This is a genomic window from Mesorhizobium sp. BR115XR7A (assembly GCF_020165315.1).
Lineage (GTDB): Bacteria > Pseudomonadota > Alphaproteobacteria > Rhizobiales > Rhizobiaceae > Mesorhizobium > Mesorhizobium australicum.
This window is the reverse complement of record NZ_JAIUHW010000011.1, coordinates 16390-29199: the sequence shown is the minus strand read 5'-3', so window position 1 is coordinate 29199 and position 12810 is coordinate 16390. Positions and strand designations below refer to the sequence as shown.

At 64.0% G+C, this 12810-nt stretch carries 10 protein-coding genes; 5 read left to right on the top strand and 5 right to left on the bottom strand.

Annotation, left to right across the window (positions count from 1 at the left end):
- Window positions 1-38: 38 nt before the first annotated feature.
- Window positions 39-1412 carry an MFS transporter gene (locus LB557_RS22585; RefSeq protein WP_224643372.1) on the top strand — a complete coding sequence of 458 codons (1374 nt, stop codon included), beginning with the start codon at window positions 39-41 and terminating at the stop codon, window positions 1410-1412.
- A gap of 40 nt (window positions 1413-1452) precedes the next feature.
- Here the strand turns inward: LB557_RS22585 and purH are convergent, their stop codons facing one another.
- Window positions 1453-3069, bottom strand: coding sequence for a bifunctional phosphoribosylaminoimidazolecarboxamide formyltransferase/IMP cyclohydrolase (gene purH, locus LB557_RS22580; RefSeq protein WP_224643373.1), 1617 nt, complete (start codon window positions 3067-3069; stop codon window positions 1453-1455).
- Window positions 3070-3172: 103 nt separating this feature from the next.
- On the bottom strand, window positions 3173-4897 hold the full coding sequence (locus LB557_RS22575) for a heparinase II/III family protein (protein ID WP_140712389.1): 1725 nt from the start codon (window positions 4895-4897) through the stop codon (window positions 3173-3175).
- A 421-nt stretch (window positions 4898-5318) separates the two neighbouring features.
- On the opposite strand from LB557_RS22575, the gene LB557_RS22570 reads away from it, so the two are divergent.
- Window positions 5319-6251 (top strand): phytanoyl-CoA dioxygenase family protein, encoded by a 933-nt coding sequence (locus tag LB557_RS22570; RefSeq protein WP_224643381.1) that lies wholly within the window; start codon window positions 5319-5321, stop codon window positions 6249-6251.
- An 88-nt stretch (window positions 6252-6339) separates the two neighbouring features.
- Here LB557_RS22570 and LB557_RS22565 read toward each other — a convergent pair whose 3' ends face one another.
- Window positions 6340-7728, bottom strand: coding sequence for an RsmB/NOP family class I SAM-dependent RNA methyltransferase (locus LB557_RS22565; protein ID WP_224643374.1), 1389 nt, complete (start codon window positions 7726-7728; stop codon window positions 6340-6342).
- Entirely contained in the window at window positions 7725-8747 is a 1023-nt protein-coding gene (htpX, locus tag LB557_RS22560) for a zinc metalloprotease HtpX (protein ID WP_224586336.1), read from the bottom strand. The genes LB557_RS22565 and htpX overlap by 4 nt, the downstream gene beginning before the upstream one ends.
- A gap of 105 nt (window positions 8748-8852) precedes the next feature.
- Between htpX and LB557_RS22555 the strand changes: the two genes are divergently transcribed.
- A complete protein-coding gene (locus LB557_RS22555) occupies window positions 8853-9074 on the top strand; it encodes a DUF1674 domain-containing protein (RefSeq protein ID WP_015315148.1) in 222 nt (73 codons plus the stop codon).
- Between the two features lie 9 nt (window positions 9075-9083).
- Here the strand turns inward: LB557_RS22555 and LB557_RS22550 are convergent, their stop codons facing one another.
- Entirely contained in the window at window positions 9084-9749 is a 666-nt protein-coding gene (locus LB557_RS22550; protein WP_015315149.1) for an HAD-IA family hydrolase, read from the bottom strand.
- A gap of 193 nt (window positions 9750-9942) precedes the next feature.
- On the opposite strand from LB557_RS22550, the gene LB557_RS22545 reads away from it, so the two are divergent.
- Window positions 9943-10812 carry a transglutaminase-like domain-containing protein gene (locus LB557_RS22545; RefSeq protein ID WP_015315150.1) on the top strand — a complete coding sequence of 290 codons (870 nt, stop codon included), beginning with the start codon at window positions 9943-9945 and terminating at the stop codon, window positions 10810-10812.
- A gap of 384 nt (window positions 10813-11196) precedes the next feature.
- On the top strand, window positions 11197-12675 hold the full coding sequence (locus tag LB557_RS22540; protein ID WP_224643375.1) for a TadE/TadG family type IV pilus assembly protein: 1479 nt from the start codon (window positions 11197-11199) through the stop codon (window positions 12673-12675).
- Window positions 12676-12810: the final 135 nt, after the last annotated feature.

Genomic DNA, 12810 nt, shown 5'->3' with positions numbered 1-12810 from the left:
CGCCCGAAATGGGCGGAGCGGACGCCGGGGGAATCACTATGGCGGTAGAGACAGTGCAGCGGGCATCCGGGCGCGGCATCTGGGGGTGGATGTTCTTCGACTGGGCGGCGCAGCCGTTCTTCACGGTCGTCACCACCTTCATCTTCGGCCCCTATTTCGTTTCGCGCATGGCGGGTGATCCAACCACTGGCCAGGCCGTCTGGGGTTATGGCATCGCCGCGGCCGGGCTGGTCATCGCGGTGCTATCGCCGATCCTCGGATCGATCGCCGACCAGACCGGGCCGCGCAAGCCGTGGATCGCGTTTTTCGCGGCGATCAAGATCACCAGTCTCACCTTGCTCTGGTTCGCCGCGCCGGGTTCCAACCTGTTCCTGGTCGTGGCGCTGTTCTCGCTGGCGTCGGTGGCGGCGGAGTTCTCCACTGTCTTCAACGATTCCATGATGCCGCGGCTGGTGCCAAAGAGCGAGATCGGCCGCATCTCCAACATGGCCTGGGGCCTCGGTTATCTCGGCGGCATGATCGCACTGATCTTCGTCGTCACCTGCCTGGCCGGCTCACCGGAGACCGGCAAGACGATCATCGGCATCACCCCGCTGTTCGGGCTCGATCCGCAGCTGGGCGAGGATGCTCGCGCCACCGGGCCGCTGTCGGCCGGCTGGTATTTCCTATTCATCCTGCCGATGTTTTTCTTTACGCCCGACGCCATCAAGGGCATCCCGATCGGGCCGGCGGTGCGCGAAGGCCTGTCGGAGCTGAAATCGACACTGGCCGAGGTGCGCAAGCGCGGCGGCATCTTCCGCTTTCTCGTCGCCCGCATGATCTACCAGGATGGCGTCAATGCCTTGCTGGCGCTGGGCGGCACCTTCGCGGCGGGCATGTTCCACTGGTCGATCACCGAGATCGGGATGTTCGGCATCATCCTCAATGTCGTCGCCATCTTCGGCTGCTGGGTCGCCGCCCGCCTGGACACCGCGCTGGGCTCCAAGGCGGTGGTGATGATTTCGCTGGTCATGCTGTCCATCGCCACTATCGGCGTGGTCTCGACCGGCCCTGGGTTCACGCTGCTCGGCCTGATCCAGCTTTCGACCTCCGATTCAGGCGGCCTGTTCGGTACGGCGGCCGAAAAGGCCTACATCATGTACGGCCTGCTGATCGGCCTGGCTTTCGGGCCGGTGCAGGCCTCGTCGCGCTCCTACATGGCGCGCAGCGTGACCGCAGCCGAATCCGGTCGCTATTTCGGCATCTATGCGCTGGCCGGTCGGGCGACCAGTTTCCTGGCGCCGTTCATGGTGGCGACGATTACCGCCACCAGCGGCTCGGCCCGGCTTGGCATGGCGGCGATTATTTTGTTCCTGGCCATCGGCATGGCGATCCTGGTTCGCACACCCTATCCGGCGGATCGGCCGGAGTAGATGCTTCGATAATTCATCCCACTGGCCGCCGAGCGGCAGGTTAGTGCCTGAAATGCCGCACGCCGGTGAACACCATGGCGATGCCATGTTCGTCGGCGGCGGCGATGACGTCGTCGTCGCGCATCGAACCGCCCGGCTGGATCACGGCGGTGGCACCGGCTTCGATGGCCGACAGCAGGCCGTCGGCGAAGGGGAAGAAGGCGTCCGAAGCGACCACCGAGCCCTTGGTCAACGGCTCCGCCATGCCTGCCGCCTCCGCCGCGTCGATCGCCTTGCGCGCGGCGATGCGCGAGGAATCGACCCGGCTCATCTGGCCGGCGCCGATGCCGACCGTGGCGCCGTCCTTGGCGTAGACTACGGCGTTCGACTTGACGTGCTTGGCGACGCGGAAGGCGAATTTGAGATCGGCCATTTCAGCCGGCGTCGGCGCGCGCTTCGTCACCACCTTCAGGTCGAGGTCGTCGACCACGGCATTGTCGCGGCCTTGGACCAGCAGGCCGCCTGAAACCGACTTGACCGTCGTGCCGGCCGTGCGCGGGTCCGGCAGGCCGCTGGTGACCAGCAGGCGCAAATTCTTCTTGGCAGCTATGATTGCCGCGGCCTCGTCGGTGGCGTCGGGCGCGATGATCACCTCGGTAAAGGTTTTCACGATTTCCTCAGCCGCCTCCGCGTCAAGGGTGCGGTTCAAGGCGACGATGCCGCCGAAGGCCGAGACCGGGTCGCAGGCGAGCGCCTTTGCGTAGGCCGCTTTCAGCGATGTGCCTTCGGCTACGCCGCACGGGTTGGCGTGCTTGATGATGGCGACGGCGGCCGAGCGATTGGGATCGAATTCGCCGGCCAGTTCGAAAGCGGCGTCGGTATCGTTGATGTTGTTGTAGGATAGCTGCTTGCCCTGCAGCTGCCGCGCCGTGGCGACGCCCGGCCGTTTGTCGCCATTGACGTAGAAGCCGGCGCCCTGGTGCGGGTTCTCGCCGTAGCGCATCACCTCGGCCAGCCTGCCGCCGAAAGCGCGCCAGGTTGGATGCTCGATCTCCAGCGCCTCGGCGAACCAGCCCGAGATCGCCGCATCGTAGGTGGCGGTGCGGGCGAAGGCCTTCGCCGCCAGTTTCTTGCGGAAATCCAACGACAGAGAGCCGATGTTCATCTCCAGCGCGTTGAGCACAGCGGCGTAATCGCCGGGATCGGTGACGATGGCGACATAGGCGTGGTTCTTGGCCGACGCGCGGATCATCGCCGGGCCGCCAATGTCGATGTTCTCGACGATCGCCGCGTAGTCGGCGCCGGAGCGGCGGACTTCCTCGAACGGGTAAAGATTGGAGACGACGAGATCGATCGGCTCGATGCCGTATTTGCGCATCGCCAATGCGTGCTCGGGGTCGTCGCGCACACCAAGCAGCGCGCCATGCACGGACGGGTGCAGCGTCTTGACGCGGCCATCCATGATCTCGGGGAAGCCGGTGAGCTCGGAGACGTCGCGCACCGCCATGCCGGCCTCGGCGATCGCTTTTGCCGTGCCGCCGGTGGAGACCAGCTCGACGCCGGCCGCGGCCAGTGCCCTGGCAAAGTCGATCAAGCCCGTCTTGTCGAAGACGGAGAGCAGCGCACGGCGGACCGGAACGAGGTCCGGGGCGGGAATGTTCTTGGCAGGAACGGCCATGGCTGGCGGCCTTTCTTGTCTGGAGGAGCGTGCCCGCGCCGTAGCACATGAGGCTCGGAAATCAAGCGTTGGCTTTTCGCGGCATGCCATTGCCGCCGCAAGCTCAATTGTTTTCGGAATAACCGGCGATCTTTGTGCGGGTCAGCTGCCAGTGGACGTCGGCAATTTCGGACGCCTTGAAGGCGAGCACGATCTGGCGGCTGCGGCGCGGACCGCCAAGACCGGCGAAATAGATCGATTCCTCAACTTCGGGCACCACTTCGCTGGAGGTGAACACCCAGGTATCGGCCTGATCGCCGGTCAGGACCAGCCGCTCCTGCTCGTCCTGCAGCAGATTGATGTCGGGGTGGATGTGAAAGCGCACGGTGATGAAATCGCGGCCATTGTTGCGGATCGCTGTGCTGCCCGGCCGCTGGAACCGGTCCCGGCCCACCAGCACATTGCCGTCCGAGGAGAGTTTCAGCTCGCGCTCATGCAGGAAGCCGAAACGCTGGAGATAGCCGTCATGACGGGCGATGAAGCCGTGGACGCCCTTCTGGTCGATGCGCTTGCACTGCACTTGCTGCGGGCCGCCGATCAACGGTGAACCCAACTGGTCGTTTACCCGCAGCGCGTGGGTGAAACGCGCCGAAGACGTGTCGTTGATGGTGGCCGTCGAATGCGCGGCGGTGGCGCGGGCCAGCGGCCGGAACTCGGCGGCGCCGTAGGTGTCGATGCCGGCATTGACGATGTAGTGCTGGCGGCCCGACGACAGTTCAAAGGCAAGGCAGCCGGCATGCGCTGCATTGGACACGTCGACCGGTGGCGGCAGGCCGGTATCGGCTATGACGGTGGTGCCGCCCATCGCCAGCCGCTCATAGCCCGAATGCGGCGCATGCAGCAGCGGTGCGCCGGCGGTGTCGTCATGGCGCAGGATGGTGGCGATGCGGTCATGGATGGTGGCGCCCATGCCGTTGAACCGGGCGAGGCTGCCGTCCTGGTGGCGGAAGAAACGCAATGCCGGCAGCATGCGGTCGATGGCACCGATCAGCGCCTGCGGCGGCGCTTCGGCCTGGTTGGCATAGGTCTGGCGCAGCGGCAGGAGGTCGGCGAGGATTTCCAGCACCGCCATTGGATTGCGCGAGATGTGACCGCCGTCGGCAAGGATCTGGCGATTGAGTTCCCCGGCGAGGTTGCGGGTGGCGCCGCGCAGCGCCGAGGCCGGCGCCGGCAGGGACAGCGCCGCGAAGGCCAGGGCGATGCGGGCGCGCAGCCGGTCCTTGCCGTCGGGCATTTCGCGCGCCATCGACCTGAGATAGCGGATCTGCATGGCCAGCGATTTCAGGAAAGCGCGGTAGAAGGGGAACTCGGCACCCTGCAGCACGATGGAGGAGTGCTGCAGCCAGGCAATGATGCGTTTGGCGGTCGTGCCTGGCTCCCAGGCAACGCCCGAAATATGATTGCCATGCATGGCGATCCAGTCCGAAACCAGGGCACGGGCGTTGGCGGCGGCAAGCTCGGTGCCGGCGGCGCGCATATGGCGCAGCCAGCGGAAGCCATGCAGCGTTTTCTGCCAACCGTGATTGGGGACATTGATCTGGAAAGGGGATTTGCCGCCGGTCTCGACCAGGTGGCCGGACAGGGGATAACGGCCGTAGTAGATCTCGAGCGCGATCTGCGGATCGGCGAGGCGCAGGTCCGGCGGTGCGATCAGGACACGTTCGGGCGTGCGGCCCGAATAGCGCCAGCGATAGATCGGCCCGGCGCGCAGGCGCCGGCGCGTCTTGCGCCAGAACTCCTTCGCGACCAGCGTCCACAGACGCGTCGTGTTGCCGGCAGCAAGTGCCAAAACCCCTCCTGGTCGTCCTCTATCCCAAGCACAAGCTTATATGATTCAAGAACTTATGCGAAGGCGGATTTCGCCTCGGTAAGGCGCGCAACGGGGCCGTGGCCGGGTCGCCCCTAAAAAAGTCACGTCTTTTCCGGGCCATACAGCCGGTTTTCCTGCGACTTATGTCTTCTTGCGGCGGCGGCCAACGCGCTGGGCCAGCAGTTTTCGCGGTCCCGAAAGGGCCGCGGAACGCGGAAGGCATCGGCGATACCGACCCTCGTCGCGACCGTTCGATCGAATCGGTAGCCAGCAATTGCCTCGCGAACAGGATGCGCAGCTGAAACGGCATGAGCAAATGGAGGTCGGTTTCCTATCCATAGGAAGGGGCCGAATGATAAGCTATTCTCCGGCCAAGGTCGAAACGATCCAGGTGATTGAAATGTCGGTATCAACGGATGAGCAGGCATTTCCGGACACCCCGCCGGTTGCCCTCACAGCTGACGGCAAGCTGCTGTCGACAATGCCGAACAGGCTCGGATACCTTTCCGCGACCGACCCGTCCGTCGGCATTGAAGCCATCCGGCATCTTTATGCGACCCAAGGCTATGTCTGGCTGAAGGGCCTTTTGCCCCGCAGGGAAATGATCGATTTTCGTGGCTGGGTGCTTTCCCATCTTGCAGAGAGCGGGCTTTTGGAACCCGGGACGGATCCCTCGCTCGGCATCGCTTCGGATCGTGCCATCGACCGTCAGCTCGCCGAGCGCCGGCTGATGTCGGTGGTCCGGTCAACCGGTTATGAAGGCTTTTGCGCGCAGCCGCGCCTGTCGCGCTTGATGGACGCTTTCGTGGGCGGCCTATCCTATCTGCACAAGCGCAAGATCATGCGCTTCACCTTGCCTGGAACGGCCACCGCGACGCCGGCGCATTACGATCTCGTCTATCTGCGCGGAGGCACCAACCGGGTGGTGACGACCTGGATACCGATCGGCGACGCGACCATCGACATGGGCGGCCTGGTCTACCTGGAGGGATCACACGCCGTCGGCGCCGCCCTGGAGAGACAGTTCAACAAGGACAATTCCGCTCTCAGTCCGCAGGAGCGCATCAGTGCCTATAATCGCAACATGAGTGAGGGCGGCTGGGTGTCGAAGGACCTGCCCGATATGGCGGAGCGGTTCGACACGCGCTGGCTGATGGCGGATTTCGAAGCGGGCGACATCGTCCTTCACTCGCCCTACATGATCCATGCCTCGACGACCAACCAGAGCCTCGATGGGCTGATCCGCCTGTCGACGGATATCCGCTACCAGAATGTCGACGACGAAATCGATGCCCGCTGGGGCAATCATTGGAGCCTTGATGACATGCTTTAGAGCGTTCGATGGGATAGCCGCCGCTCTAGCTCTTTGTCTTCACGCAATTCCGGACGGAAAACCGTTACACGCTTTTCCTGGGATTGCTTTAGCCGGCACGCCGCATGCGGGCCGCGTAGAAGCCGTCGAGGCCGGAAATCGCGGGTGCGCCCAGCACCATGTCGGCGGGCGTGGTGCGCAGCGCGCCATCGGATGTGAGGAACGGGTCGAGACAGGCAAATTCACCCGGCCGGATCGGATCGGTGGTCACCCCCGGATTGTCGACCAGGAAGGCGCGGTAGAGTTCCTCGCCTTCCCGCGGATCGAGCGAACAATTGGAAAAGACGATCCGGCCGCCGGGCCTGACCAGCATCACGGCGCGGGCGAGCAGCCTGCGTTGCAGGTCGGCGAGTTTTTCGACGTCCGCCGCCGTCTTGGTCCACGGCACGTCGGGATGTCGCCGAACGGTGCCGGTCGAGGAACATGGCGCGTCGAGAAGCACGGCGTCGAACAACTCCGCCGGCTCGTATTTGAGCAGATCGGCCTGGACGATTTCGGCGGAGAGGCCGAGGCGGGCAAGGTTCTGCGTCAACCGCGCCAGCCGGTTCTTCGAAGTGTCGACGGCGGTGACCTTGGCACCGGCGAGAATGAGCTGCGCGGTCTTGCCGCCGGGCGCGGCGCAGAGATCGGCGACGCGCAATCCGCTGACATCGCCGAACAGTCTTGCCGGCAAGCTGGCGGCCGCGTCCTGGACCCACCATGCACCCTCCGCGAAGCCCGGCAATTCGGTGACGGCGCCGGCAAGCTTCTCCACCCGAACCGTGCCCGTCGGCAGGACAATGCCGCCAAGCTTTTCGGCCCAGAGTTCGGGATCGGCCTTGACCGAGAAATCAACCGGCGCCTCGTGGCGGTGGGCAGCCAGGATCCGCCGGGCCTTCTCGGCGCCGTAGGCGGCCTTCAGCCGGTCGGAAAACCATTTCGGCGCTTCGTTGGTGGCGGCAAGCGCGGCCGGAAGCTCGGATTCCTTGGCCCGCGCGAGCGTGCGCAGCACCCCGTTGACCAGGCCGGAAAAACGCTGCGTGCGCGGATCGGACTTGGCGTGCGTCACCGCGAGGTCGACGGCGGCGCTGTCGGGAATATCGAGGAACAGGATCTGCGCCGCCGCCACATGCAGGATATGCGACAAGGCGGTCGCGTTGGGCGGCAGCGGCTTTTCCAGGCGCCGCGCCAGGAGCCCCGCTATGGTCATGCGGTAGCGCAGCGCGGTGACCAGTATGGCGCGGACCAAGCCACGGTCGCGCAGATCGAGCGCCTTGTATTGCGGATGGCCGTTCTCGTGATCGGTCAGGCCGTCGAGCGGCGTACGGGCGTCGATGACGGCGGCCAGCAGCCGCGCCGCCGTCTTGCGCGCGGCAAGGCCGGCAACGAATTCGCCGCCGGCATTGTGATCCTGATCGCCTGAAACCGTGCGTCGAGGTGCCCTGCCCGCGACGCTCACGACCACCGGCCCTTGGGCCCGGTCGGATTGCGACCCCACGGATTGGATTTTGGGCTGGCCGGCTCGGTCGCCCGTTCCGGTGCGGTTGGCTTGCCCCAAGGCCCGGTCATCTCCGGCTCGTCAGCCTGCGTTGACATCGGCGCTTGGCGCTGCGTGGCTGGCGGAGCGCCTTCTCCCATCCGCTGTGCCATCGCCTGCAGCGCGGCGATGCGGTTGTCGGTGCTCGGATGGGTGGAGAACAGACTGTCCATGCGCTCGCCATGCAGGGGGTTGATGATGAAGAGATGCGCCATCGCCGGATTGCGCTCGGCATCGGGATTGGGAATGCGTTCGGCCCCGCGGGCGATCTTGTCAAGCGCGGAGGCCAGCCACAGCGGGTGTCCACAGATTTCGGCGCCGCGCCGGTCGGCCTCGTACTCGCGAGTACGGCTGACCGCCATCTGCACGATCATGGCGGCGAAGGGCGCCACGATCATCGCCGCCAGCACGCCGACAAAGCCGAACGGATTGTTGTTTTCGCGGCTGCCGCCGAGGAAAAAGGCGAAATTGCCGAGCATCGAGATGGCGCCGGCAAAGGTGGCGACGATGGTCATGGTCAGCGTGTCGCGGTGCTGGACGTGGGCGAGCTCATGCGCCATCACGGCGGCGACCTCCTCATGGGTCAGCCGCTGCAGCAGGCCGGTGGAGGCGGCGACCGCCGCGTTCTGCGGATTGCGGCCGGTGGCAAAGGCATTCGGTTGCGGATTGTCGATCAGATAGGTCCTGGGCATCGGCAGGCCGGCCTGTTTGGCCAGCGCCTGGACGATGGCGTAATATTCCGGCGCGTTTTTCTCGTCGACCTCGACGGCGCGATTCATCGACAGCACCATCTTGTCGGCGTTCCAGTAGCTGAACAAATTGGTGCCGGCGGCAATGACCAACGCGATCATCATGCCGCCCGAACCGCCGATCAAAAAACCGACGCCCATGAACAGCGCCGTCATGGCGGCGAGAAGCATGGCGGTGCGAATGGTGTTCATCGTCTGCTCCTGTCCGGATGGTGGTGAAAAAGGCTCGATCCTCGTGAGGTCATCGCTATATGATGGGAAACGCCCGTTCCCGTTTCAATCCACTGGAAATATCGCATGAACGACGAAACCAGTAAAACGCCGCCCGGCCCGGACGATGGCACGCCGCCACGGGAGCTGACGCCCGCCGCCCGCCGCGCGCTGCAGGAAGCCGAGGCAAGGCGGCAGGACTACCGCCGCAAGGAAGCAGCACTTCCGCGGGAGATCGGCGGCCGTGGCGGCAAGGAGCCCGGCCGCTATGGTGACTGGGAGGTCAAAGGCCTGACCAGTGATTTCTAGCGACTGATCTCAAGCAGCGTTGCGCTGCGGCTCGAGCGCAACCCAGCCTCGCTCGTCGACGGTGATGCCGATTGCGTCATAACCTGATATCGCGGCGTGCTGTGTTGCCAGGGGGTGCTGGTGCGTGGCGTTGATCACCATGACCGAAGCGCCCGCCGCCTCCGCCGCCGCGATGCCGGCCGGGGCGTCCTCGAACACCAGGCAATCGCGCGCGTCGAAGCCAAGGCGTCTTGCGCCGAGCTGGAAGCAATCTGGCGCCGGCTTGCCGCGGGAAACGTCCTCCGCCGCGACGAGGACCGCGGGGACGGGAATGCCGGCGACCTTCATGCGTGCAAGCGCCAACGAGCGTGGCGCCGAGGTTACGATCGCCCAGCGCTCCGGCGGCAGGGAATTGAGGAATGCCACGGCGCCGGCGATCTGGACGATGCCGTCGAGATCGTCGGCCTCGGCCTTCAGCAGCAGATCCGCTTCGTGTCCCGGGTCGACGCCCGGAAGCGCCAGGGCGGTGATGGTCTCGATCGCCCGTACGCCGTGGATCGTCGGCAGGAAGGCCGCGACATCGAGGCCGTGGCGCCGCGCCCAATCGCCCCAGACCCGCTCCGCCGAGGCGATGGAATTGATGAGCGTGCCGTCCATATCGAAGAGGAAGGCGGCGAATTTTCTGCCAGCAAACATGATTTTCCTTGAAGTGCGGGGGAGGGGTCGAGGAGGACGCAACCGTAACGCCAAGGCGGTGACATGGAAAGGCGCGCGAGCGCATTTGGGGAAAGGCGCGCGAGCGCATTTGGGGCGCGATCCAGGGAACCACCGTCACCTTGCAACGTTTCAAACGTACAATTCCCACCACGCGAACCAAGGGACGACGCCCATGCTGATACGCCTCGGCTATGAGATTGCCATCGAGTGCGCCGAGGCCACTCCGGTGATTTCGCTGCTCGAGATTCACAAGGACAGGCAGGCCGACATCAAGCGGCAGACGCGTGTCCTGACCTCGCCTTCGGTGCCGACCAGACTCTATCATGACCTGCACGGCAATGCCTGCCGCCGCTTCACTGCGCCGGCCGGCGGCTTTCGCATCCTTTATGACGCGGTCGTGGAGGACAGCGGCGAGACGGATGAGGTCAATACGCTGGCCCGGGAAATGCCCGTCGCCGAGCTGCCCGACGAGGTGCTGTTCTATCTCCTGGGCAGCCGCTATTGCGAGACGGATCATCTGAGTAACCTTGCCTGGCAGCTCTTCGGCCATCTTCCTTCCGGCTGGGCGCGGGTGCAGGCGATCGTCGACTATGTCCATAACCGCCTGTCCTTCGGCTACGGCTATGCCCGTTCGACCCGCACCGCCGCGCAAGCGCACGAGGAACGTGTCGGGGTGTGCCGAGACTTTGCCCATCTGGCGATCACGCTCTGCCGCTGCATGAACATTCCGGCGCGCTACGTGAACGGCTACCTCGGCGATATCGGCGTGCCGGCGGATCCCGCGCCGATGGATTTCTCGGCCTGGATGGAAGCCTTCCTGGACGGCAAGTGGTATACGTTCGACCCGCGCCACAACCGGCCGAGGACCGGTCGCGTCGTCATTGCGCGCGGCCGCGACGCCACCGACGTTCCCTTGCTGCACAGTTTCGGCCCGCACCGGCTGAGCTTGTTCAAGGTATGGACCTACGAACAGGAAGGCAGGCTGTTCAATCCACCCTATCACGGCATCGACAGGACGGTCAGCGCGCGGATGCTGGCCTAGCTGCGTTGATATTCAGGTGAGGCCGGGCTGCAAATGGCTTGGCCTGACCTGAATCTCAACACACCTGACCGGGTTTGTGCCTCGACATGCTTCGCAATCCTGGGACAGTTGGCCCGCTTCGGGACAGAGATGCTGTGCCGCAACAAGACGTCGCCGGACACCGGACCAGCACTTCGCTATGGGCATGGTAAGCGTCCGGTAAAGGTGCGCGCGGATACACGCTGACGTTTACCGACCGTTCACCTTCTTACCCCGTGAAAATCCAATAAAAGCAATGTTCTGCGGGTGAATTCCCGATCGCGGATCGGGTCGCCTCCCGTTCCGGCTGGAATCCTGCATTGCCCCCGATGCGGCGACGAGGCCGAGGCAAGTGGAGGCTGTTGGATGCGGAATTACGGGGGTCTTGTTCACGCGGTCGGCGGCTTCGCCAGAGACCGCAGTGGAAATTTCGCGGTCCTGTTCGGCTTTGCTGCCTCGGTCTTGGCGCTGGCCGCAGGCTTCTCGGTCAATATCACGCAGCTCTACAACGCCAGATCGAGCCTGCAGGGCGTGCTCGACGCGGCAGTGACATCGACGGCACGTGACCTGACCACCGGCGCCATCAAGGAGGCCGACGCAAACAAATCCGTGCAGGCCTTTCTCGACGCCAACGGCACGGGGGGCATTCTGCACGCTGGCCAGATCGTGCTCGACAAGCTGATCGTCGACAGGACCGCCAACACGGTCCAGGCGGATGCCCACGTCGATGTCGGCCTCTATTTCCCGTTGTTCAGCACCAGTGACATGCAGCGCGTCGGCGCTTCCACCAAAGCGCTCTATTCCGACAAGCAGATAGAGGTGGCCATGATGCTCGACATAACGGGATCGATGGCCAGGCGGGGCAACGTCAACAAGATCGGCGATCTGAAAGTCGCTGCGACGAACGCCGTCAAGACGATGCTCGAGAACCAAGACCCGAAGAACCCCCGCGTCCGTGTCGCGATTGTGCCCTATGCATCTGGCGTGAACGCCGGAAAACTGGCCGAAAACGTCTATGCCGAGAAGCAAGGGAGTTCTGAACTACCACCCGTCGCCGGCAGTTCGCTTCTCGTTGCCAAGACGGGCAAAAATCTGCTGCCGTCCTTCAGCGACTACGTCTCCATTGTTGGGGCGGCCATGCCACACCCGGATAATTGCGCTACAGAGCGCAAGAATAAGAACGGCGATGCCGACTTGAGCGCCGATGGCCCTGACACGGTTCGCACAGACAGGAACGGCAAGAAATATTATGCCCTGGTGAATCGGGACGATCATCTCAGCGACCAGGGAATGAACAAGTGTCCTGACGCGCAAGTGATCCCGCTGACCGCGGATTCTGAGGCATTGCTTGATTCGATCGACGACTTCCAGGCCGATGGTTATACGGCCGGCGCGATCGCCATTCAGTGGACGTATTATATGCTGTCGCCGCAATGGCGCGCTGCGATCGAGAATGCCGGTCTCGGCAACGGCGCTTCGAACGCCGATGCGAAGAAGGTCGCCAAGGTTGCGATCCTGATGACCGATGGCCAGTTCAATACCGCCTTCGCGGGTGTTGCTGGGAGATACAACAGCCAGGGCAATCTTGCGCGCGGCAATGCTGAAACGCTGTGCGACAATATGAAAAATGACGACATCGAGATTTTCACCATCGGCTTCGACCTCAACGATAAGGATATGTCGGCAACCGAGAGGGATCAGGCAAAGGCGGTGCTAAAGGATTGTTCTTCGAAAGACGCCTCCGCCGCCGAGAGACATTATTTCGAGGTGTCCACCGGGCTGGAATTGGATAATGCCTTTCAGGAAATCATCCGCAACACCGAAAAGGTCGTACTGACCCAATAGACGTAAAAAGGAAAAGGCCGCCGCTTCTTTCGAAGCCGGCGGCCTTCCGTGTTTCCGTCCATGGCGCGGCTCAATGGTGGTGACGCTTACGTCACCAACCGCGCATCTCGCGCCTTAACGGGAAGACTGCTTCCC